Genomic DNA, 22,214 nt, shown 5'->3' on the forward strand with positions numbered 1-22,214 from the left:
GTGTCGAGGTCAGTAGGCGGGTGCGGCGGCGGGCGTGGGCGTCCGGGTTCCGCCGTCACCGGCCACAGAGGGACGGGACGTGAGGTCCTGACGCGCGAGGTGCAGCACGAGCCGCAGCCAGACGACGGCGAGGATCCCGTACAGGGCACCGAACCCCAGGAGCGAGGCGACGACCTCGGCCTCGGTCAGGCCGGGCGAGACGCCGTCCTCGGTCCGGAACAGGCCGAAGGCGAGCCAGGGCTGGCGCGCGGTCTCGGTGAAGAGCCACCCGAAGGTGCCCGCGGCGATCGGCAGCGTGGGCAGGACCGGCAGGGACCTCAGCAGCAGGCGACCGCCGGCGGCGGCGATCCGACCGGTCAGGTGCGGGCCGCCGTCGCCCCCGGGGACGCGGCCGCGGCGGCTCAGCCACAGCAGTGCCGCGGCCGCGACCGTCGCGAGGACGCCGGTGCCGATCATGAGGCGGAACGTCCAGTAGGCGACCGGGATCCACGGCACGTAGCTGCCGGCGCCGTAGACCTGCTCGTACTCGGCCTGCAGGTCGGTGATGCCGTGCACCGTGCCGTTCGGGTCGCCCGTGGCCAGGATCGAGAGCAGGTAGGGCACGTCGAGGGAGAAGAACGGCTCGCCGCCGTCGAGCGGCCCGACGGCGAAGAGGGAGAAGGGGGCGCCGGTCTCGGTGACGTAGAGCGCCTCGGCGGCGGCCATCTTCATGGGCTGGACGTCCGTCATGACCTTGCCGAGGACGTCGCCGCTGACCGCCGCCGCCGCGCCTCCGGCGAGCGTGACCCAGGCGCCGGCACGAGCGAGGGTCCGCCAGGCGGGTCCGTCCGCACCGGCCGGCCGGCGCCACGCGCGCCAGGCACCGACGGCCATGACGAGCGCACCGCCCGCCATGAAGGCGCCGGCGATGGTGTGCGGGAACGCGACGAGGGTGACGGGGTTGGTCAGCAGCTCGAGGAAGCTCGACAGCTCGGCCCGGCCGGTCTGCGGGTCCATCCGGTAGGCCACCGGGTTCTGCATGAAGGAGTTGGCGGCGAGGATCACGTACGCGGAGATGAGCGTGCCGATGGCGACGACCCAGATGGTGGCCAGGTGCGCCAGGCGCGGCAGCCGGTCCCAGCCGAAGTACCACAGGCCCAGGAAGGTCGCCTCGAGGAAGAAGGCGAGCATGCCCTCGATGGCCAGGGTCGGGCCGAACACGTCGCCGTAGAAGCGGGAGAAGGCGCTCCAGGACAACCCGAACTGGAACTCCTGCACGAGTCCGGTGACGACCCCGACGGCGAAGGTCGCCATGAGCAGCTTCCCGGTGAAGAGCGTGAGGCTGCGCAGGTGCTCGCGGCCGGTGCGCAGCCAGGCGGTCTGCAGGCCCGCGGTGATGGCCGCCAGCGAGATCGACAGCGGCACGAAGAAGTAGTGGTAGATCGTGACGACGGCGAACTGGAGCCGGGAGAGATCCAGCGTGTCCATGCGTCCTCCACGCGTTGACTACGACGGACTGTAGTACGTAGTCCGTCGTACGCACACCTCCGTACGACGCTGCCCGTAGATCCCGCTAGACTGCCGGCATGGCGATGGGCAACCTCGAGAGCGAGGTCATGGCGTACCTGTGGGACGCCGAGGCCCCGTGCACCGTCCGTGAGGTGCACGAGGCACTGACCGCCGACCGCCGCCTGGCATACACGACGGTCATGACCGTGATGGACCGACTCGCGAAGAAGGGCGTCGTGGTCCAGGAGCGCGAGGGCCGGGCCTACCGGTACTCCCCCGCCCGGTCCCGCGAGCAGGCGGTCGCCGACCTCATGCTCGACGCGCTCGGCGCCACCCCCGACCCGACCACCCGCGCGGCCGCGTTGCAGCACTTCGTCGGCCAGGTGGGGACCTCGGAGGTGGACGCGCTCCGGGCGGCGCTCGCCGACCCCGACCGGGCCCGCTGAGGCCCGGGCGCCTCGACGTGACGGCGCTCGCGCTGACGGCCCTCGCCGTCCTCCTCTCCCTCGCGGCCCCGGTCCTGCTGACTCGCGCGCGATGGCTCGAGCGGGTGCCGCAGGCGGCCGTCGTGGTCTGGCAGTCCGTCGCGCTGGCCGCCGTGCTCGCCGCGGTCGGCGCCGCCCTGGCCGCCCCCGAGGAGGTGCTCCGCGCGTTGCACGGCGGGCGCCTCGTGCCCGGCCCGGCACTCGTCGTCGGGGCCGCGACCGCGCTGCTGCTCGCCGGCATCATCGTGGTCCGCCTGGCGGTGGCCGCCGTGCGCCTCGCGCTGGACACCCGCCGGCGACGCCGGCGTCACCTGGAGATGCTCGACCTGCTCGAGGGCGTCGCGCGGGAGCGCTCGCGCCTGCACGTCCTCGCCGCGCGTCTCCCCCTCGCGTACTGCATCCCCGGCCGGCCCGGTCGCGTGGTGCTCACGGACGCCACCCTCGACCTGCTGGCACCGGAGGAGGTCGAGGCGGTCGTCGCGCACGAGCTGGCGCACCTGCGGGCCCGCCACGACCTGGTGATCGAGGCGTTCACCGCCCTGCACGCCGCGTTCCCGCGGCTCGTGCGGAGCCGGCTCGCGCTGGACTCGGTGAACCGGCTGCTGGAGATGCTCGCCGACGACGCGGCCCGCCGCACGGTCGATCCCGAGGCGCTGCGCTCCGCGCTGGCCAAGCTCGCCGGGACGGCGGACCCGAAGGCGGAGATCGAGGCCCGCCTGTCCCGGCTGGGCGGTCCGGACGGGCCGGCGGCGCGGCACCGCACCGCGCTCACCGCCGCCGCCTACGGGCTGGCCGGTGCCGTGCTGGCCGTGCCCACGGTCGCGATCGTCGGGCCGTGGCTGCGGACGGCGTTCGGCGCCCTGCCGCTGTGAGCCCCCGTTGGCCGGTCAGCCCTTCGCCGGCCCGACCCAGACCTGCTGGGCGTTGACGAACTCGCGGATGCCGTGCGGGCCGAGCTCGCGACCGTACCCGGACCGCTTGATCCCGCCGCTCGGCAGCCGTGGGTCGGTCTTGACGATGCCGTTGACGGCGACCTGTCCGGCGGCGATGTGGCGCGCCATGGCCTCGCCCCGTTCGGCCGTGCTCCACACGCTCGCGGCGAGGCCGTACGGGGTGTCGTTCGCCAGGGCGAGCGCGTGGTCCGCGTCCTCGGCGGCCATGACCACCGCGACCGGGCCGAAGGTCTCCTCGGTGCAGGCGGCCATGCCCGGCGTCACCCCGGTGAGCAGGGTGACGGGGTAGAAGTACCCCGCGCCGTCGGGAAGCTCACCGCCGAGGACGCACGTGGCGCCGGCAGCGACGCTCTCGGTGACCTGCCGGTGCAGGTTGTCCCGCAGCTCGGACCGGGCGATCGGCCCCACCTGGGTGGTCTCCTGCCGCGGGTCGCCGACCACGTACGCCGCCAGCCGTTCGGTGAGCAGCTCGACGAAGCGGTCGTGGACGGACCGCTCGACGATGACGCGCTTCGCGGCGATGCACGACTGTCCGGCGTTGATGATCCGGGACAGCGCGACGACGTCGGCCGCCTTCTCCAGGTCGGCGTCGGCGAGCACGAGGCACGGGTCGGACCCGCCGAGCTCCAGGACGGCCGGCTTGATCTCGCTCGCCGCGATCGAGGCGACGACGGACCCGGCACGGCCGGAGCCGGTGAAGGAGACCGCCTGGATCCGCGGGTCGCGGATCGCCCGCTCCACGTCGGGGGTCTGCGCCTGCAGCGCCTGGAAGATGCCGGCCGGGGCGCCGACGGCGTCGAACGCGCCCGCGATGGCCTCGGCACAGCCCGGCACGTGCGGGTCGTGCTTCATGACGCAGGTGTTGCCCGCCATGAGTGCCGGCGCGCCGAACCGGAACGCCAGCCAGAACGGCGCGTTCCAGGGCAGCACGCCGAGGATCGGCCCGAGCGGGAGGTACTGGACGTAGCTGGAGGTCGCGTCCGAGGCGATGACCTCGTCCGCCAGGTAGGTCTCGCCGTGCTCGGCGTAGTGCTCGGCCGCCCAGGCGGCCTTGCCGACCTCCCCGCGGGCCTCGGTGATGGGCTTGCCCATCTCCTCGGTCATGAGGGGCGCGAGCTCCTCGACGTGCTCGCGCATGTGGGCGGCGACGGCGCGCAGCACCTCGGCGCGCTCGGCGAAGGAGGTGGTCCGCCACCCCTCGTACGCGGCCTGCGCGCGATCGATGGTCGCGGTGATCTCCTGCGGTGTCGCGGCGGGGACCTCACGGGCGACGGCGCCGGTGGTCGGGTCGACGGAGGTGAGGACGTCCGTGGTGATGCTCATCGTGTGCTCCTCCTCAACGCAGCTCGGCGGCGTCGGCGTGCTCGGTGGTGCCCGGCGCCATGGCACGGGGCTCGGTCGCCGGCGGGAGCTCGGCCACCGCGGCGAGCGCTGCCCCTCCGCCGTCGTGGACGACGAAGTCCTCGTCCAGGGTGAAGAACGACTCGCAGCCGTCCTCGGTGATCCGGATGGTGTCGGAGATCCCGACCGTCTTGTTCCCGTCCACGCCCCACATCCAGGGGATCACGTGGAAGGTCATGCCCGGCTCGAGCACGGTGAAGTCGCCCGGGTTGAGGGAGAGGATGTAGCCCTCGTCCCACGACGGCGGGAACGCGATGCCGATCGAGTAGCCGGAGCGGGTGACGAGCCGCGCGCCCACGTCGTTGTCGGAGATGGTGCGCCGCACGATGGAGTCGGCGTCGGAGACCGTCATCCCCGGTCCCATGAGGCCCTTGAGCTCCTCGAGCGCCAGCTTCATCTTCTCCTGCGCCCGGTACATCGAGTCGGTCAGCCCGCCGGTGACGGCGGTGCGCATCATGGCCGTGTGGTAGCGGCGGTAGCAGCCGCCGACCTCGAGGAACACATGCTCGCCGGGCTCGATGACCCGACCCTCCCAGGTGGCGTGCCCGATCATCGAGCGAGGCCCGGAGGCGACGTAGGGCATCACGGCGGGGAACTCCCCGCCGACGCGGAACATGGCGGACGCGATGGCCGCGGCGACCTCGTTCTCGGTGACCCCGGGCACGGCGGCCTCGAGCCCGGCGGCCATGCCCGCCTCGGTCGCGCGGGCCGCCTTGCGCATGACCTCGATCTCGACGTCGGACTTGCGGGCACGCCCGGCCTCGACGATGCCGAAGCAGTCCATGAGGACGCCCGCGTCGAAGGAGGTGTGGATGCGGTCCTGCTGGTAGGCCGGGAAGAAGTAGCTGTTGCGCTCGTAGCCCACCCGCTTCTCGCCGAGGCCCGCCTGGTTGAGGGCCAGCACGAGCTCCTGGATGGCGTCGCCGGTGTCCGGGTAGGGCCGGGTGTGCTCCACCCAGGTCCGCTCGACGACGTTGGACTCCTCCATGGCCCGCATGATCATGAAGGGCTCGCCGTCGAGGGGGACCACGAGTGCCTGGAAGAACGAGAACCCGGTGGTCTGGTAGTCCGTCAGGTACATGAGGTTCTCGGGGTCGGTGATGACCACCGCGTCCAGCCGCCGCGCGGCCATCCGCTCGCGCAGCTCGGTCAGGCGCCGCTCGTACTCTGCGGGCGGGAAGGTCATGTCGTCGCGCACGAGCATCAGGCCACCTCCAGCGCCGTGCCGATCGCACGGTCGAGCAGGTCGAGCCCGAGGGTGAGGTCCTCCTCCGGGATGGTCAGCGGCGGGATCAGCTTGATGACCTGACCGTCGGTCCCGCAGGGGCCGAGCAGCAGGCCGGCCTCGAACGCCGCCTGCTGCACGCGCTTGGCGAACGCGCCGTCGCCGGTGTCCAGCCCTTGCATCATGCCGCGGCCGCGGACCTCCCAGCGCTGGCCGGGGTGAGCGTCGGCGATCCGCCGGAGCCGGTCGCGCATCACCTCGCCCTTGGCCCTGACCTCACTCATCAGGGTGTCGTCGGTGAAGTAGTCCAGGGCCACGGCACCGGCGACGAAGGACAGGCCCTGACCGCGGAAGGTTCCGGTGTGGGCGCCGGGCGACCAGTGGTCGTCCACCGACGGCTTGTTGAGGTTCATGGCGATCGGCGTACCGAACCCGCCGAGGCCCTTGGCGAGGGTGATGACGTCCGGGTCGAGGCCCATGCCGTCGAAGGAGAAGTACGAGCCGGTGCGCCCGCAGCCGGCCTGGATGTCGTCGATGATGAACAGGGCGCCGACCTCGCGGGCGAGCGCCTGGACCTCGTGCAGCCACTCGGCGGACGCCACGTTGACCCCGCCCTCGGCCTGGACCGCCTCGACCAGGAACGCGGCCGGCGGGGTGAGCCCGCTGGAGGCGTCGCGCAGCGCCGCGCCGTAGTCGGTGAGCGCCGTGTCGCCGCCGGGGGCGGTCTCGAACGGCAGGCGCACGACGTCGGTCAGCGGCACGCCCGCCCACTTCCGGAAGGCGTGGTTCGCGGTGGCGGCGAGGGAGCCGAGGGTCATGCCGTGGAAGCCGTGGCTGAAGGCGACGACCTCGCGGCGACCGGTGGCCAGCCGCGCCAGCTTGAGCGCGGCCTCGACGGCGTTCGTCCCGGTCGGACCCATGAACTGCATGCGGTGGTCCATGCCGCGCGGGGCGAGGACGACGTCGCGGAACTTCGTGATGAAGTCACGCTTCGTCGTCGTGTAGGTGTCGAGGCTGTGGGCCACGCCGTCGGCCTGGAGGAACGCGATCATCGCGTCCTTCATCCGAGGGTTGTTGTGCCCGAAGTTCAGCACGCCGGCCCCGGCGAAGAAGTCGATGTAGGACGTCCCGTCCTCCGCCACCTGTCGCGCGTTGGACGCGGAGGCGAACACGGTCGGGTATGCGCGGCAGTATCCGCGGACGGCGGACTCGGACTGCTCGAACACGGTCGTGTCCATGACGGGCACCTCTTTCCTGATCATCGGTGTTGCGGGTGGGATGGGTCGTCCGGTCGGAGGGATGAAAACGGCCCTCCGACAGCACGGTCGGAAGGCGCGTCGTGGGTAGCGGGAAGGGTCGTCAAACCGCCCCCTCGCGTGACGGGAGCGCGACGGCGTCGAGCTGGTGCGTCATGGACGGAACGTACCCCCAAGAACTGGGTTCTGAACACCACTTGGGCCGAACGAAATCACCCGGAAACACACAGCCCCTAGCATCCCGGTATGGAGGACGTCCCCGCGGTGATGAAGGCCGTTCAGCTCGTCGGTCACGGCGGGCTGGACCAGCTCGTCCACCGAGAGGTCCCGACGCCGTCGCCGGCCCCCGGCGAGGTGCTGATCGACGTCCACGCGTGCGGGATGAACAACACCGACGTGTGGGTGCGCGAGGGCGCCTACGGCACCGAGACGGACCCGGGCTCGGTCTCCAGCTGGCGGCGCGGCCGCTCCACGCTGACGTTCCCCAGGATCCAGGGTGCCGACACGGTGGGCCGGGTGGTCGCCGTCGGCGACGGCGTCCCGGCGGAGCGCGTCGGTCAACGGGTGATGGTCGACTTCAGCATCTACAACCGGCCAGAGGGCGACGACAGCCTCGCCGACATCGACTACATCGGCCACGGCCGCGACGGCGGCTACGCCGAGTACGTGACGGTTCCGGCCGAGAACGCCTACGAGGTCACCGCGGACATCACCGACGCCGAGCTGGCGACGTTCTGCTGCGCCTACCTGACCGCGGAGCAGATGCTCGACCGGGCCCGGCTGGCGGCGGGCGAGCGCGTCCTGGTCACCGGCGCCTCCGGCGGTGTCGGGTCGGCGGTCCTGCAGCTCGCCCGCGTGCGCGGGGCGGTGCCGTACGCCGTCTCCAGCGCCGGGAAGGAGGAGGCGCTGCGGGAGATCGGCGCCGAGGACGTGATCCTGCGCGGCGGAGACGACCTGGTGGCCGAGGTGGAACGGGTCGTTGACGGCCCGGTCGACGTCGTCGCCGACCTGGTCGCCGGTCCGATGTTCAACGACCTGCTACGGATCCTGCGGCCCGAGGGGCGCTATACGACGGCCGGGGCGATCGGCGGCCCGGTGGTCCAGCTCGACCTGCGCACGGTGTATCTCAAGCAGCTCCAGCTGCACGGCTCCTCCCAGGGGACGCGGACCGCCTTCCGCCGCCTGGTGCGCTACATCGAGAACGGCGAGATCCAGCCTTTGCTGGACCGCACCTTCCGGCTCTCCGACTTCCACGAGGCGCAGCGCACGTTCCTGTCCAAGACCTTCGTCGGCAAGCTGGTCGTGGTTCCCGACCGGCACTGGGATGCCGTGGGAGCACCCCATGAGCGACCGTGAGCGCACGCTCGAGCTGATCGACACCCAGTCCGGAGGTGACGTCAGCCGCATCGTCACCTCCGGGGTCGAGCCGCTGCCCGGAGCCACCGTGCTCGACAAGGCGCGCTATCTCCAGCGCGAGGGCGACGGCCTGCGGCGGCTGCTGCTGTCCGAGCCCTACGGCGACCCGGCGATGTCGGTCGACCTGATCGTCGAGCCCAGCCACCCAGAGGCGCAGGCCGGCTACATCATCATGGAGGCGATGGGCTACCCGCTGTACTCCGGGTCCAACACGATCTGCACGGCGACGGCTCTGCTGCAGAGCGGAGTCATCCCGATGCGCGAGGGCCTGCAGCAGGTGGTGCTCGAGTCCCCCGCGGGCCTGGCCCACATCACCGCGCAGGTGACCGACGGGCGGGTGCGGCTGGTGACGACCCAGGGCGAGCCGGCCTATGTGGCCGACGAGGGGCTGCGGGTGGAGGTCCCGCACTACGGCGAGGTCCGGTTCGACCTGGTCTGGAGCGGTGCGTACTACGCGATGATCGACGCCGCCCGGCACGGTTTCCGGGTCACGTCCACGGAGCAGATCGCGCTGACCGCCTTCGGCGACGCCTTCGTCCGTGCCGCCCGGCCGGAGCTGCGGCAGGACCACCCGGAGCTCGGCGACGTCGGCCCGCTGCCCTTCGCGCACTTCATGGGCCCGGTGACCCGCATGGGGCCGGGACGGTACACCTCGCCGTCGGCCACCTACGTCCACCCGGGCGTGCTGTGCCGCAGCCCCACCGGGACCGGCACCTCGGCTCGACTGGCGCTGATGGCCCGCCGGGGCCAGATCCGTGAGGGCGACTCGCTCGAGACGGTCTCGCCGCGGGGCAGCCGCTTCGTCGGCACGGTGCTCGCCACCACGCGGGTCGGGGACTACCCGGCGCTGCACTCGACGATCACCGGCTCGGCCAGATTGATGGCACACTCGCGCGTCACGGTCGACCTGGACGACCCCCTGGTCGAGGCGACCGATCTCGAGCACGTGCTCTCACCCCGGCGGGGTGACGTCACCGCGATGGTCAGGCCGTAGGACCGCGCTTGGTCGCCCGGCTCGTGACGGAGTCGAGGTTCATCGACAGGTCGAGCACGATCGGCATGGCGGCGGTCAGCAACGGCAGCGGGGGACGCTGGAAGAGCTGCAGCACGAAGCACGCCGGGACCTTGGCATGCCCCAGTCCCATCGGGGACCGCACGCCGTACAGCTGGCCGACCTTGACCAGGCGACCGACCACGTTGTCTGCGGGGTCGCGGACGTCGAAGCCGAGCATCTGGGTGGTGGCCGCGACGAAGGAGCCGTAGTCGTGCCCGGCCGCCTCGATCGAGAACCTCACCCGGCCGAGGATGTTCCGCTGACGCATCGTGCCCATCGTCCGGCCATGGGCATCGGCCACGGTGACCTCGCTCTTGAGGACCTTCTTGTGGCTCACGGCGAACACCGGTGTGCCCGCGGCGTCCCGCACGGAGACGACCTCCGTCTGCATGTGGTCGAACAGCTCGGACCAGCTCGCCTCGTCCGGGTCCGGCGAGCCGCCCACGTGCTCCGCCGCCCGGGCGAGAACGACGCCCTGCGAGCTGAGGTAGACGTACGCGTACCCCGCGCCCTCCGCCGTCGGGACCTGCATGAAGATCAGTACCGGCTCGCCGGTCAGCGTGCCGTCCCCCTGCGCGGGCGGGATGCCGGCTGTACCTAGCAGTTCCGCCGCTTGCTGCGGCGACAGGCTTCCCTCCATGCCGCCACACCGTAGCGACGCGGGTGCAGGCGGGGAACCGCCCGGCCGCGCCGTACGCACCGTCGGCCGTCGTTTTGACACGCGTCTGCGCCGCCATGACGGTGGGTCGGGTGTCTCGACGACAAGACGGAAGGACCTGACGGTGGCGGGCGCATCCTCGACGAGCACGGACCTGCGGCGGGACGACTCCCTGCTCGTGCGGGTCCTGAACGGCATCGCCGTGGCGGGCAACAAGCTGCCGCACCCGTTCTGGCTGTTCCTCATCATCGGTGGCCTCGTGCTGCTGCTCAGCTGGGTGTTCGCCGGCGCCTCGGCGGTCTCGCCCGCGGACGACGAGGAGATCGTCGTGCAGAGCCTGCTGACGGAGCAGGGACTGCGCGACATCATCGTCGAGGCGGTCCCGAACTTCGTCGCCTTCCCCCCGCTCGGCATCATCATCGCGGTCATGCTGGGGGTCTCGGTTGCCGAGCGCGCCGGCCTGATCTCCGCGGCGATCCGGACGGTGGTCACCCGGGTCAGGCCCCGGTGGCTGACGTTCACGCTCGCGCTGACCGGCGTGACCGGCTCGGTCGCCTCCGACGCGATCTACGTGGTGCTCATCCCGCTCGGCGCCATGGTCTTCAAGGCGGTCGGGCGCAGCCCGATCCTCGGCGCGATCGTGGCGTTCGGGTCCGCGTCCGCCGGGTACAACGCGTCGCTGGTGGTCATCCCGACCGACACCCTGCTGGCCGGCCTGACGACCAGCGCGGCGCGGCTCGTCGAGCCCGGGTACGTCGTCAGCCCGATCGCCAACTACTTCTTCTCCGCCGCCTCCGCCGTGGTGCTCGCGGCCATCGTCACGCTGGTGACGGAGACCGTGCTGGTGCGCACGACCCGCAACCTCACCGAGGACGAGGAGTCCGCCTCGCGGGACGGAGACGGCGAGGAGGAGGTCCTGCGGGTCGAGACCCACGAGCGGCAGGGACTGAAGCGCGCAGCGGCGACCCTGGTGATCGCGCTCGCCCTGCTCGCCGTCGCGCTCGCCGTCCCGGCCTCACCGTTCCGCGGTCCCGACGGCGGAGTTCTCACCTCGCCCCTGGTCGAGGGCGTCGCCGTCGTCATCGCGCTCCTGTTCGTCCTCGTCGGCGTGGTCTACGGCCGGACCGTCGGCACGATCACCGGTCCGCGGGACATCCCACGGTTCATGGCCGACGGCGTCCGCGAGCTCGCACCGATCGTGGTGCTCTTCTTCGCGGCGGCCCAGTTCGTGGCGTACTTCGAATGGTCGAACCTCGGTCCGCTCCTGGCCGTGCGCGGTGCGGAGGTGCTGGAGAGCGCCCAGCTGCCGACGATCGTCCTCGCCGGTGGCGTCGTGCTCCTCGTGTGCCTCATGAACCTGTTCATCACCAGCGGTTCGGCGCAGTGGACGCTGATGGCACCGGTGCTCGTGCCCATGCTGATGCTGGTGGGCATGTCCCCCGAGGTCACCCAGATGCTGTTCCGCATGGGTGACTCGCCGACGAACATCATCAGCCCGATGAGCCCCTACTTCGCCCTGGCGCTCGGCTACCTGCAGAAGTACCGCTCCTCGGCCGGCATCGGGACGCTGCTGTCGCTCACCCTGCCGCTCTCGATCGCCATCCTCGTCGGCTGGTTCCTCTTCTTCCTGCTCTGGTACGCGGTCGGCCTGCCGCTCGGACCGGGCGTGCCGGTCCGGTGACCGAGCGGCGGAGTCCTGGCCGCTACCCCATCGGCAGCACGGTGGCGCCGATCAGCGTGAAGACCAGCGCGACCACGGACGCGATGAGCTCGGGCAGCGTGTAGACCTTCAGACCGCCGGTCACCGAGAAGCCCGGGATCCGTGCGGTGACCCAGAACCCGCTGTCGTTCAGGTGGCCCAGGCTCAGCGCACCGGCCAGGCAGGCCATCGCCACCCACACCGGGTGCACACCGATCGCCGGGGCGAGCGAGGCCATGATCGTCATCGTGGTGATGGACGCGACGGTCCCCGACCCGACGGCGACGCGGAACGCCATCCCGACCAGGTAGCACGCGAGCAGGGCGACGAAGGCGTTGCCGCCGAACGCCGAGACCACGTCCGCGATGAGGTCACCGATGCCGGCCGCCTCGATGACGGCGCCGAACGCCCCGCCGGCGCCGGTGACGAGCAGGACGATGCCGGCGCTCTGCACGGCCGTCCCCGCCGAGGTGTTCATCTCGTCGCGGGTCATGCCGCGCGCGGCGACGAGGTAGGCGACGAGCGCGCCGATGAGCAGCGCCACGGTCTTGTCGGTCAGCAGCACGGCCCAACCCGGCAGCTCACCGGCGAGCGCCGTCCACGCCGTCCCGGTCAGGATGATCACGACAGGTACCGCGAGCGGCAGCAACGCCAGGAGGAAGCCGGGCTCACGTCGCACGCCGGCGTGCTCGACCATCGCCGGCTCGCCCTCGACGTCGACCGCGGGCCGCCAGACCCGCGGCAGGATCGCCGAGTAGAGCGCCACGCCGCCGAGGACCGCGACCAGGCCGCCGAGACCGCCGACGAGCAGCATGATGCCGACGTCGAAGCCGAGGATCTCCCCCGCGGCCAGCGGGTTCGGGGTGGGCGGCACCATCGTGTGCGCGGTGCCGGCCCCCAGCGCGACCGAGCCGACGGCGAGCGGCAGCGGCTTGCGTGCCTCCCGGGCGATGGCGATCGCCAGCGGGACGAGGATGACGAACGTGACGTCGTAGAAGACCGGGATGGACAGCAGGAACGCCGCGCCGGCCAGGCCGAACATCGCGAACCGCTCCGACGTCGCGCCCACCAGCGTGCGGGCGATCACCCGCGCGCCACCGGAGTCGGACATGAGCTGGCCGAGGATGATGCCGAAGCCGACCGACAGGCCGATCCCCGCCATGAGGTCGCCGAAGCCGCCGGTGACGACGCCGGCGAGCTCGCCGAACGAGATCCGTGCCAGGACGCCGAGCAGCAGGGTGCCGATGACGAGGGAGATCGCGGGGTGCAGCTTGACCTTGAGGATCAGCAGCACGATGACCGCGATGCTCACGGCCAGCCAGAGCAGGTCGATCATGTGCGCTCCTCAGTGCGTGAAGGGACGGGACCGCTCGACGTCCGGGTTGAGCTCGACGCCGAAGCCGGGGGTGTCCGGGACTCGGAGGCGCCCGTTCTCGGGCACCGGCTCGCCGAGGAGCAGCGGGGCGAACATCGGCACGATCTTCTCGGCGGTCTCGTGCATCATGAGGAACTCGGCGAACGGGCTGTTCGTGCGCGTCACGACGAAGTGGTACGAGTACACGGACGAGCCGTGCGGCACGACCATCGTGCCGTGCGCGTCCGCCATCGCGGAGATCTTGATGAGCTCGGTGATCCCGCCGCACCAGTTGACGTCGGGCTGGATGATGTCCACGCCGGTCTCCAGCAGCTGCCGGAAGCCCCAGCGGGTGGCCTCGTGCTCGCCCGTGGTGACCAGCATCCCCGGCGGGACCTGACGCTTGAGCTGCGCGTACCCCCAGTAGTCGTCCGGGATGAGCGCCTCCTCGAGCCAGCGCAGCCCGTGCTCGGCCGCGCGGTGGGCGAGCCGGGTGGCGTAGTCGACGTCGAGGGACATCCAGCAGTCCCACATGAGCCAGAAGTCCTCCCCGACCCGGCCGCGCATGTCGGCGAGCGCGTCGAGGTTTCTCCGCATGCCCTCCTCGCCCTCCGCCGGGCCGTGGTGCAGCGGCATCTTCCCGCCGATGAAACCCAGCTCCTTGGCGACGTCCGGCCGCGCACCGGTGGCGTAGAACTGCAGCTCGTCCCGGACGGGCCCGCCGAGCAGGGCGTGGACCGGCTCGCCGCGGAGCCGGCCGAGCAGGTCGTACAGGGCGAGGTCGACACCGCTGATGGCGTTGAGGACCACGCCGCGCCGGCCGTAGTAGAGCGTGGAGCGGTACATCTGGTCCCAGATGCGCTCGAGGTCGGTGACGGGCCGCCCCTCGAGGAAGCGCGCGAGGTGCTTCTCGACGATCCAGGCGCCGATCTCGCCGGCCGTCGTGACGGCGAAGCCGACCGTGCCGTCGTCGGCCTCGATCTCGACCACGAGGGTGCCGAGGACGTTGATGCCGAAGCTCTGCCGCGACTGGCGGTACTCCGGGTAGACCGACATCGGCGTCGCGATGTGGTCGTCGATCCAGTGGTAGCCGGACTGGTCGTGGTAGTCCGCGCCCTTGCCGCGGACGGTGTAGGCGCGGACCTGCGCGATGGTGCGCGGCATCTCAGCCCTCCTGGTCGAGCCGGACGAGGACCTTGCCAGGGGTGTCGTCGCCGGCGGCGAGGTCGGTGAAGGCCTGCGGCCCCTGGGCGAGCGGGACCTGGCGCGAGATGAGCGCGGCGGCCTGGGCGGGCGCCGTCCCGATCCACGCGGCAGCGTCGGCGAAGTCCTGCGCTGAGTACGTGAACGAACCGACGAGTGCGCGTTCCTTGGTGCTGACCTCGAACGCGTCGAGGCCGAGCCGTGGCGCCCCCATCCCGACCAGGCACACGGTCCCGCCGATCGCCGTCGCGGTCAGCGCCAGGCGGAGCGTCGGCTCGATCCCGACGGCGTCGATCGCCCGGTCCGCCGGGCCGTCCAGCGCCTCGGCCACGACGTCCGCGACGTCCTCGCGCGCGGCGTCGACGACGGTGACCCCGAGCTGCTCGACGAGCGCGCGGCGGGAGGCGACGACCTCGGTGACGACGATGCGGCTGACGCCGAGCATCTGCAGTGCGAGGACCACGGACTGGCCGATGGGTCCGGCGCCGGTGACGAGGACGGCGTCGGTCGCGCGGACCCCGGCGCACCGCACGGCGTGGACGGCGACGGCGAGCGGCTCCACCAGCGCGCCGAGCTCGAGCGGCATGTCGGCGGGGAGCGGGACGACGTTGCGAGCGGGGACGGCGAGCAGCTGCGCGAAGGAGGCGACGACGTGCGTGGCCACCCCGATGACCGTCTTGTTGGGGCTGAGCTGCTCACGGCCCGCGTAGGCCTCGAGGTCGGACTCCGGGACGACGACGGGGTTGAAGGTGACGGGGTCACCCAGAGCGAGGCCGTCGACGCCCTCGCCCAGAGCGGCGACCGTGCCGACCGACTCGTGCCCCATGACCTGCCCCGGGATCCGGCGTCCGTTCTCCCCGGTGAACCCGTGGAGGTCGGATCCGCAGATCCCGGTGGCCGCGACGCGGATGAGGACCTCGCCCGGACCGGGCTGGGGATCCGGGAGCTCGACGACTTCCATCCGTCCGAACTCGGCGAGCTGTAGCGCCTTCATGTCGGGTGTTTCTCCTTCGAATGCTCGAGCGCCGACGCGCGGTTCACATACATGAACAGCGGTTCCTGGACGTGAAATCGCCGGAGTATGGCAGGCGCGGTCTGTGGGTTCAACCGCGGCCGACGGCCCCGGACCTCAGGGCGAGAGCGAGCCCGCCAGCCCCATCTGGCGGCGGATGCGGTCCGCGCTGTCCCGCAGCATCGGGTACATCGAGTGCGGCCACCGCTCATCCGTCCGCGAGGTCGGCATGGTGATGCTCATCGCGGCCGAGACGCCGGTCTCCGCCTCGGTGGTCACCGGGACCGCCACGCACCGGCAGCCCTCGATGAACTCCTCGTCGTCGACCGCGAACCCGAGCTCCCGGGCGCGGGCGACGACGCCGCCCAGCTCGTCGACGTCGGTGACGGTGTTCGCGGTCAGGCGCGGCAGCGCGACCGACGCGAGCCGGCGCCGGGCCTCGGCCGGGTCGAGCGTGCCGAGAAGCGCCTTGCCGATGCCGGTCGCGTGCGCGTGCAGCCGCATCCCCACCGAGGACGCCATCCGCATGGGCTTGGGCGAGAGCCGGATCGCGATGTAGACGTTCTCGATGCCCTCCAGCCGGGCCAGCTGCACCGTCTCACCGACCCGCGCGGACAGGTCGTCCATGACCTGCTGCGACGCCTCGAGCAGCTTCCGGTGGCCGTCGTAGGCGTGGCCGACCTGCCAGGCGTGCAGCCCCAGCCGGTAGCGACGGGTCTCGGGCGAGTGCTCGAGCCACCCGGAGTCGACGAGCGTGGCGAGCAGCCCGTGGGCGCTGGACTTCGGGATGCCCGAGTCGACGACGTCCTGGAACGTCACGCTGCCGCGCTCGGCGACCAGGTCCACCAGGTCCAGGGCCCGGCCGGCGGACTTGACCTTCGAGTCCCCACGCCGCCCTGCCACTTTCAACCTATAGCGCACCGGGGGTCTTGCGGCAAGGCCCCGGCGGTGGCGCAGAATCGCCGTCCCGAGCCGCCCCCACCCGGAGATGACGCGATGAGCCACGCCACGACGAGTGCGTTCGACCTCCCCGAGAACCTCACCGCGAAGGCAGACCGGGCGTTGATCGCCGCGGACGAACGGCACTTCGCAGCCATCGCCGCGAGCCTGGAGCGGTCCGTCGCCGACCTGTCCGACCGGCTCGACGCCGTCCGCAGGACACCCGCCGGTGGAGGCCAGGCGGCGCTGGAACGCGACCAGGAGGTCCACCGGCTCACTGCGCGGCTGCGCCTCCTGCGCCGCTACAGCCTGGACCTGTGCCTGGGACGCATGGTCGGCACCGACGACCCCGAGCCCGTCTACGTCGGGCGCGTGGGCCTGACGGACACCGACGGACGGCGCCTGTTGGTGGACTGGCGCTCCCCCGCCGCAGAGCCGTTCTTCGGCGCCACGCACGCGAACCCGATGGGTCTGGCCAGCCGCCGCCGGTACCGGTGGTCGGGCGGGCGCATCACCGACTACTGGGACGAGATCTTCGCTCTCGGGGACACGGCCGGGCTCGAGCGGCACCCGGCCCTCGACGACCAGTCCGCCTTCATCGCCGGCCTCGGCGCCAGCCGGTCCCCGCGGATGCGGGACGTGCTCGGCACCATCCAGGCCGACCAGGACGCCATCATCCGGACCGGGTCCCGCGGCGCCCTCGTGGTCGACGGCGGACCGGGCACCGGGAAGACGGTCGTCGCCCTGCACCGGGCCGCCTACCTGCTCTACACCGATCCCCTGCTCGATCGGCACCGCGGCGGCGTCCTGGTCGTCGGACCGCACCAGCCCTACCTCGACTACGTCTCCGACGTGCTCCCGAGCCTGGGTGAGGACGGTGTGCAGACCTGCACGCTGCGCGACCTCGTGCCCGAGGGAGCCATGGCGGGACCGGAGCAGGATCCGGAGGTCGCGCGCCTGAAGGCTTCCGCGGAGCTGGTGGGTGCCGTCGAGCCGGCCGTCCGGTTGTACGAGGAGCCTCCGGACGAGGACATGGTCGTCGAGACCCCCTGGTCCGACATCCCCCTCAGCGCCGCCGAGTGGGCCCAGGCCTTTCAAGCCGTCGATCCCGGCACGCCGCACAACGAGGCCCGCGAGCAGATCTGGGACGAGCTCCTCGACATCCTGGTCGACAAGCACGACGAGGAGGTCTCCCCCGACGCCCTGCGCCGCTCGCTCCGCCGGAACACCGAGCTGCGCCGGACCCTCGAGCGGTCCTGGCCGTCGCTGGAGGCGAGCGACCTGGTCGGGGACCTGTGGTCCGTGCCGGCCTACCTACGCATGTGCGCGCCGTGGCTCACCCCCGCCGAGGTCCGGACCCTGCAGCGGACGAACCCGCAGGCGTGGACGGTCGCCGACCTGCCACTGCTGGACGCCGCGCGGCAGCGCCTCGGCGATCCCCAGCTCACACGGAGACGACAGCGCCACGAGGCCGCCCGCGCCGCCGAGCAGGAGGAGCGAGCTCGCGTGGTGGAGGACCTGATCGCCTCCGACGACTCCGACATGCTGGTCATGTCCATGCTGCGAGGCGAGGACCTGCAGGAGGCGCTGACAGAAGGTGCCGGGCCGACCCGCGACCCGGACCGGCTGGCCGGCCCGTTCGCGCACGTCGTCGTGGACGAGGCGCAGGAGCTCACCGACGCCGAGTGGCAGATGCTCCTCGCGCGGTGCCCCTCGCGGAGCTTCACGATCGTGGGTGACCGCACCCAGGCCCGGCACGGGTTCACCGAGACGTGGGAGGAACGGCTCGGACGGATCGGGATCGACGCCGTCACGCGGGCGTCCCTGACCGTCAACTACCGCACCCCGGAAGAGGTGATGGCGGCGGCGGAACCGGTCATCCGGACGGTGCTCCCGGACGCCAACGTGCCCACCTCGATCCGGAGCACCGGCGTCCCCGTCACGCACGGGACGACGGCGGAGCTGGACGCCATCCTCGAGGAGTGGCTCGCCGCGCACGCCGAAGGGACCGCGTGCGTCATCGGTGACCCGACCTTCGAACCGACGTCCCGCGTCCGGTCACTGAGCCCTGAGCTTGTGAAGGGGCTGGAGTTCGACCTCGTCGTGCTTGTCGGCGCGGACGAGCATCACGCAGAGGATCAGGACGGCGTCGAGCCGGTCGTGGACCGCTACGTCGCCATGACCCGGGCGACGCAGCGGCTGGTCATCCTCAGCAAGGCCTGAGGTGTGCGTCAGTTACATTCACTGCGGTGGGTACACCGTCGAGGGGGCGAAGGACGGGGACCGTGACATCGGAGCTGTGGGTCGGGCTGCTCGGCGAGCTGCACGTACGGCGCGGCTCGGAACCGGTGCCGATCGGCCGGAAGAAGCTACGCGTGCTGCTCGCGACGCTCGCCCTGGACGCCGGGCGGACCGTCTCCTACGACCGGCTCGTGGACACGCTCTGGGGCCAGAACTCGCCGTCGTCCGCGAGGTCCGCGATCCACGTGTACGCGAACCGCCTGCGCAGCCTTCTCGACGACGACGGACCCACCTTCCAGCTCATCCTCACCCAGCCGAACGGCTACCGCCTGGCGATAGACCGGTCTCAGGTCGACGTCACGCGGTTCAGCGACGCGGTGCTGCGCTCCCGCGCGGCTGGGGCCACCGGCGACCTCGAGCGCGAGTCCGAGCTGCTCGCGACCGCGCTGTCGCTCTGGCAGGGCGCGGCGCTCGCCGACGTCCCGTCCGAGTCCTTGCAGAACACGGTGGTCCCCCGTCTGCACGAGGAGCACCTCCAGGCTCTGGAGCGCCGCCTGGAGGTCGACATACAGCTCGGCCGGCACGCCGAGCTGCTGGGCGAGCTCGCCGAGCTGACCCACCAGCATCCGGAACGGGAGCAGCTTCGCGCGTTGCACATGCGGGCGTTGCAGCGGGCGGGCCGTCGTGCGGAGGCGCTCGAGGTCTACCAGGACCTGTGGAGCCACTTGCGGGACGAGCTCGGGATCGAGCCGGGGCCCGCGATCCGGCGGCTGCACGCCGACATCCTCGCCGGGACGGTCGACGACGCGGCGACCGTCCGGCCGACGAGCGACCGGCTAACCGTGCCGTCCGAGCTGCCGCCGGACACACGCCATCTCGTCGGCCGCGAGCCGCACGTCGCGACCCTCGTCCGACGCCTGACCGACGGCGAGGCGCCGCTGACGATCGTCTCCGGACCGCCGGGGGCGGGCAAGACGGCCCTCGCCGTGCACGCCGCTCATCGGGCCGCGCACGCGTTCCCGGACGGCCAGTTGTACGTCAACCTCGGTGGCTACTCCGCAGGCGGGCCGCTGGCTCCCGAGGTCGTGCTCGGACGGTTCCTGCGGGCCCTGGGCGTGGCGACGAGCCAGATCCCCGTGGAGGTCGCCGACCAGGTCGCCCTGTACCGCACCCTCCTGGCCGGGCGACGGGTCCTGGTCGTGCTCGACAACGCCGCCGACCCGGAGCAGGTCCGGCCGTTGCTGCCGGGCCAGTCGCAGTGCGCGGCGCTCGTGACGAGCCGGGATGCGTTGCGGGGCCTCGTCGCGCTCGACGGCGGTGACGAGATCAGGCTCGCGACACTGGGCCGCGAGGAGTCGTACGAGGTCCTGGCCGGGATGATCGGAGCCGACCGGCTCGCCGCCGAGCCGGACGCGGCCGCGGCGCTCGTGGAGACCTGCGCGGGACTGCCGCTCGCCCTGCGGATCGCCGCGGCCAACGTCCAGGCGAACACCAGTGCCAGCCTGGCCGACCACGTCGACGCCATGCGTCAGCACGGCCGGCTGGCGCGGCTGCGCGTGCCGGGCGACACGCACGCCGCGGTACGCACCACGTTCGACCTGTCGTACGAGCGGCTGGAGACGCCGCACGCCCGACTGTTCCGCCTGCTCGGTCTGGTGCCGGGCCCCGACTTCACGGCAACCGCGGCCGCCGCCCTGTCCGGCCGGAGCGTCGCCGAGACCGAGCAGCAGCTGGACCACCTGCAGGCGGCGAGCCTGGTGGGCCGCTGCGGCGCCGGCCGCTTCCACCTGCACGACCTCATCAGGGAGTACGCGGCATCACGGACCGACGGCGACGGCGAAGCCCTCGCCGCCGAGACCGGGCTGTGGGACCACTACCTCCGTACGGCGCGGGACGCGGCCGACGTCCTCTACCCGGACGTGCGACGCCTCCCGCTCCCAGACCCTCCGTCGAGCACGGAAGGGCGGTTCGACGAGGCCGCAGCCCTGGCCTGGCTCGACGCCGAGATGCCGAACCTGGTCGCGGCAGTCCAGCGCGCGCAGGAGCGGGGCCGCACCAGGTACGCATGGCTCCTGGCCGACGCCCTGGGTGGCTACTTCTGGGAGCGCGGTCACGCCGCGGAAGGGCTGCGTGCCTGCACCACGGCGCTCGCCGCAGCCCGCGCGGAGGGTGATCGGGGCGCCGAGGCGCGGATGCTCAACGTGATGGGCCTGATCCACTTCTCGTTGAGCCGGTTCGAGGATGCCGGTTCCTGTCACCGTCGCGCCCTCGAGCTCAGCCGCTCCGGCGGTGACAAGGCCGAGCAGCTCTCGAGCCTGTTCCACCTGGGGCGAGTCATCGGCCAGCTCGGACCTGCCGAGCGCAGCGTGCAGTGCCACGCGGAGGCGCTGGAGCTGGCCCGCGAGCTCGGGGAACTCGACGCGCAGGTGCTGAACACCAACTACATCGGCGTGGCACAGCTGTCGGCCGGGCGCGCGGACCTCGCGCTGGAGCATCACCGACGTGCCCTGGCGCTGAACCAGGGCAACGACTCCATCCGTGCTCGCGTGCTCGGTGCGATCGGGAACGCCTTGCTGTACCGGGGTGAGCTCGGTGCGGCGATCGAGCACTACGAGCAGTGCCTGGAGCTGGCGCGCCGGCTCGGCAACCGAGGACTCGAGGCCAACGGTCTCGTGTGCCTCGCCGAGACCCATTGCGAGGCCGGCGACTACGAGGCGGCCGTCGCGATCGCTTCGGCGGCGCTACGACTCGGCAAGGATCTGGGCGAGCCGCGCCACGAGGTCGGCGCGTCGGAGATCCTCACGACGGCGCGCTTCCGGAACGGACAGACCACCGGGGTCGTGCGGGACTACCGGGACGCTCTGGCACGCGCCCATGACATCGGCTTCCGGTTCGGTGAGGTCTCGATCAGGACCGCCCTGGCCGCAGCCCACCGTCAGCTCGGCGATCCGGCGGCCGCTCTTGCGGAGGCCGAGCACGCGTTGCAGACCATGGACGAGTTCGGCATAGGAGGGATCGAGGCCCGAACGCTCGTCGAGGCAGGGCGTGCACAGCTGGCGCTCGGTGACGTGCGGCGGGCGATGTCGCAGCTCGACCGCGCGCTGGCGCTCGCCCGTCGCTCCGGGCTGAAGCTCGAGGAAGGTCGTGCCCACGAAGTGCTCGGACTCCTTGCCGGTTCCGCCGGAGATCGGCCGGCAGCCGAGCAGCACTGGGAGACCGCGCTCGCAATCTTCACGACGGCGCGAGCGCCAGACGCGTCGAGGGTGCGGAAGCACCTTGCGAACGGTGCGCAGCGCCCGTCCGCGACCCGGTAAGCGAACGGTTAGGCACCAGTCAGGCGCGGCGGGTGCGATGGACAGGTTGGACTCAGCCCGCACCCTGATCAGAAGAGGCGACATGAGGAAGTACCCCGGATCTCTCGTCCGCGACCGATCGGCGTCCCGCCGGAGCGCGGCGCGCCGCGGACTGGCAGCGATCGTGGTGGCCGTGCTGGCGATGATCGGACTCGCCGCACCCACCATGGCGGCGACCGACCCGCCCGCTGACCCGACCGTGACGATCGAGCCCAACCAGCTCGCCCCCGGCGACCCCTTCGTCCTGTCCGGAGAGGGCTACACCCCCGACTCCACCATCCAGGGCCAGACCCTCGCCGAGGACGGCACCGTCCTGAACGAGTTCACCGCCGACGCCGACCAGAACGGTGCCTTCTCCCAAGACCTCGAGGTCCCCGCCGACCTCGAACCCGGCACCTACGGCGTCCGCATGACCGACACCACCGGCGCCACCGCCGAGACCACCGCCACCGTCATCGACACCACCGTCGACCCGAC

Annotated in this window: 16 protein-coding genes and 1 pseudogene; 8 read left to right on the top strand and 9 right to left on the bottom strand. The window is 71.9% G+C overall.

Annotated features, from left to right (window positions below; translation table 11 throughout):
• Positions 1-9: 9 nt before the first annotated feature.
• Complete coding sequence (locus ACFQQL_RS01725; RefSeq protein WP_382390629.1) at positions 10-1,467, bottom strand: cytochrome ubiquinol oxidase subunit I; 1,458 nt, start codon at positions 1,465-1,467, stop codon at positions 10-12.
• A 98-nt stretch (positions 1,468-1,565) separates the two neighbouring features.
• Between ACFQQL_RS01725 and ACFQQL_RS01730 the strand changes: the two genes are divergently transcribed.
• Entirely contained in the window at positions 1,566-1,934 is a 369-nt protein-coding gene (locus ACFQQL_RS01730; protein WP_382390631.1) for a BlaI/MecI/CopY family transcriptional regulator, read from the top strand.
• A 17-nt stretch (positions 1,935-1,951) separates the two neighbouring features.
• Positions 1,952-2,845 carry a M56 family metallopeptidase gene (locus ACFQQL_RS01735; RefSeq protein WP_382390633.1) on the top strand — a complete coding sequence of 298 codons (894 nt, stop codon included), beginning with the start codon at positions 1,952-1,954 and terminating at the stop codon, positions 2,843-2,845.
• A gap of 15 nt (positions 2,846-2,860) precedes the next feature.
• Here ACFQQL_RS01735 and ACFQQL_RS01740 read toward each other — a convergent pair whose 3' ends face one another.
• From ACFQQL_RS01740 to ACFQQL_RS01750, 3 genes are read right to left on the bottom strand one after another with little or no spacing between them, the layout of a single operon-like run.
• The gene (locus ACFQQL_RS01740) at positions 2,861-4,249 is read right to left on the bottom strand and encodes an NAD-dependent succinate-semialdehyde dehydrogenase (protein WP_382390635.1); all 1,389 of its coding nucleotides are present in this window, start codon (positions 4,247-4,249) and stop codon (positions 2,861-2,863) included.
• Between the two features lie 13 nt (positions 4,250-4,262).
• Positions 4,263-5,531, bottom strand: a complete 1,269-nt coding sequence (gene doeA / locus ACFQQL_RS01745; protein ID WP_382390637.1) for an ectoine hydrolase — start codon at positions 5,529-5,531, stop codon at positions 4,263-4,265.
• Complete coding sequence (locus ACFQQL_RS01750; protein ID WP_382390639.1) at positions 5,531-6,790, bottom strand: aspartate aminotransferase family protein; 1,260 nt, start codon at positions 6,788-6,790, stop codon at positions 5,531-5,533. The genes doeA and ACFQQL_RS01750 overlap by 1 nt, the downstream gene beginning before the upstream one ends.
• A gap of 264 nt (positions 6,791-7,054) precedes the next feature.
• On the opposite strand from ACFQQL_RS01750, the gene ACFQQL_RS01755 reads away from it, so the two are divergent.
• A complete protein-coding gene (locus tag ACFQQL_RS01755) occupies positions 7,055-8,164 on the top strand; it encodes an alcohol dehydrogenase family protein (protein ID WP_382390641.1) in 1,110 nt (369 codons plus the stop codon).
• Positions 8,151-9,218, top strand: coding sequence for a proline racemase family protein (locus ACFQQL_RS01760; protein ID WP_382390643.1), 1,068 nt, complete (start codon positions 8,151-8,153; stop codon positions 9,216-9,218). The genes ACFQQL_RS01755 and ACFQQL_RS01760 overlap by 14 nt, the downstream gene beginning before the upstream one ends.
• Here the strand turns inward: ACFQQL_RS01760 and ACFQQL_RS01765 are convergent.
• Complete coding sequence (locus ACFQQL_RS01765) at positions 9,208-9,918, bottom strand: hypothetical protein (RefSeq protein WP_382390645.1); 711 nt, start codon at positions 9,916-9,918, stop codon at positions 9,208-9,210. The genes ACFQQL_RS01760 and ACFQQL_RS01765 overlap by 11 nt on opposite strands.
• Before the next feature lie 142 nt (positions 9,919-10,060).
• Here ACFQQL_RS01765 and ACFQQL_RS01770 point away from each other — a divergent pair, with 142 nt between their 5' ends.
• A complete protein-coding gene (locus ACFQQL_RS01770) occupies positions 10,061-11,617 on the top strand; it encodes an AbgT family transporter (RefSeq protein WP_382390647.1) in 1,557 nt (518 codons plus the stop codon).
• Between the two features lie 22 nt (positions 11,618-11,639).
• Here ACFQQL_RS01770 and ACFQQL_RS01775 read toward each other — a convergent pair whose 3' ends face one another.
• From ACFQQL_RS01775 to ACFQQL_RS01790, 4 genes are all read right to left on the bottom strand, one after another.
• Positions 11,640-12,971, bottom strand: a complete 1,332-nt coding sequence (locus tag ACFQQL_RS01775; protein ID WP_382390649.1) for a GntP family permease — start codon at positions 12,969-12,971, stop codon at positions 11,640-11,642.
• Between the two features lie 9 nt (positions 12,972-12,980).
• Positions 12,981-14,153, bottom strand: coding sequence for an L-rhamnonate dehydratase (gene rhmD / locus ACFQQL_RS01780; protein WP_382390651.1), 1,173 nt, complete (start codon positions 14,151-14,153; stop codon positions 12,981-12,983).
• A gap of 1 nt (position 14,154) precedes the next feature.
• Positions 14,155-15,186 (bottom strand): zinc-dependent alcohol dehydrogenase, encoded by a 1,032-nt coding sequence (locus ACFQQL_RS01785; RefSeq protein WP_382390653.1) that lies wholly within the window; start codon positions 15,184-15,186, stop codon positions 14,155-14,157.
• Positions 15,187-15,321: 135 nt separating this feature from the next.
• Positions 15,322-16,107 carry an IclR family transcriptional regulator gene (locus ACFQQL_RS01790; RefSeq protein ID WP_382390655.1) on the bottom strand — a complete coding sequence of 262 codons (786 nt, stop codon included), beginning with the start codon at positions 16,105-16,107 and terminating at the stop codon, positions 15,322-15,324.
• 93 nt (positions 16,108-16,200) lie between these two features.
• Here ACFQQL_RS01790 and helR point away from each other — a divergent pair, with 93 nt between their 5' ends.
• The 3 genes and pseudogenes from helR to ACFQQL_RS01805 all read left to right on the top strand — a co-directional run.
• Positions 16,201-18,366 (top strand): RNA polymerase recycling motor ATPase HelR, encoded by a 2,166-nt coding sequence (gene helR, locus ACFQQL_RS01795; protein ID WP_382390657.1) that lies wholly within the window; start codon positions 16,201-16,203, stop codon positions 18,364-18,366.
• Between the two features lie 62 nt (positions 18,367-18,428).
• Entirely contained in the window at positions 18,429-21,698 is a 3,270-nt protein-coding gene (locus ACFQQL_RS01800) for an AfsR/SARP family transcriptional regulator (RefSeq protein WP_382390659.1), read from the top strand.
• Between the two features lie 82 nt (positions 21,699-21,780).
• Positions 21,781-22,214 (top strand): annotated as a pseudogene (locus tag ACFQQL_RS01805) (hypothetical protein); the annotation flags it as partial.

The organism is Georgenia alba, from assembly GCF_042665525.1.
In the GTDB taxonomy this organism is placed as follows: Bacteria; Actinomycetota; Actinomycetes; order Actinomycetales; family Actinomycetaceae; genus Allobogoriella; species Allobogoriella alba.

Excerpts from the sequence above, each read along its gene's own strand:
- ACFQQL_RS01725 (WP_382390629.1), bottom strand. The coding sequence starts at position 1,467 with ATGGACACGCTGGATCTCTCCCGGCTCCAGTTCGCCGTCGTCACGATC.
- ACFQQL_RS01730 (WP_382390631.1), top strand. The coding sequence starts at position 1,566 with ATGGCGATGGGCAACCTCGAGAGCGAGGTCATGGCGTACCTGTGGGAC.
- ACFQQL_RS01740 (WP_382390635.1), bottom strand. The coding sequence starts at position 4,249 with ATGAGCATCACCACGGACGTCCTCACCTCCGTCGACCCGACCACCGGC.
- doeA (WP_382390637.1), bottom strand. The coding sequence starts at position 5,531 with ATGCTCGTGCGCGACGACATGACCTTCCCGCCCGCAGAGTACGAGCGG.
- ACFQQL_RS01750 (WP_382390639.1), bottom strand. The coding sequence starts at position 6,790 with ATGGACACGACCGTGTTCGAGCAGTCCGAGTCCGCCGTCCGCGGATAC.
- ACFQQL_RS01755 (WP_382390641.1), top strand. The coding sequence starts at position 7,055 with ATGGAGGACGTCCCCGCGGTGATGAAGGCCGTTCAGCTCGTCGGTCAC.
- ACFQQL_RS01760 (WP_382390643.1), top strand. The coding sequence starts at position 8,151 with ATGAGCGACCGTGAGCGCACGCTCGAGCTGATCGACACCCAGTCCGGA.
- ACFQQL_RS01765 (WP_382390645.1), bottom strand. The coding sequence starts at position 9,918 with ATGGAGGGAAGCCTGTCGCCGCAGCAAGCGGCGGAACTGCTAGGTACA.
- ACFQQL_RS01775 (WP_382390649.1), bottom strand. The coding sequence starts at position 12,971 with ATGATCGACCTGCTCTGGCTGGCCGTGAGCATCGCGGTCATCGTGCTG.
- rhmD (WP_382390651.1), bottom strand. The coding sequence starts at position 14,153 with ATGCCGCGCACCATCGCGCAGGTCCGCGCCTACACCGTCCGCGGCAAG.
- ACFQQL_RS01785 (WP_382390653.1), bottom strand. The coding sequence starts at position 15,186 with ATGAAGGCGCTACAGCTCGCCGAGTTCGGACGGATGGAAGTCGTCGAG.
- helR (WP_382390657.1), top strand. The coding sequence starts at position 16,201 with ATGAGCCACGCCACGACGAGTGCGTTCGACCTCCCCGAGAACCTCACC.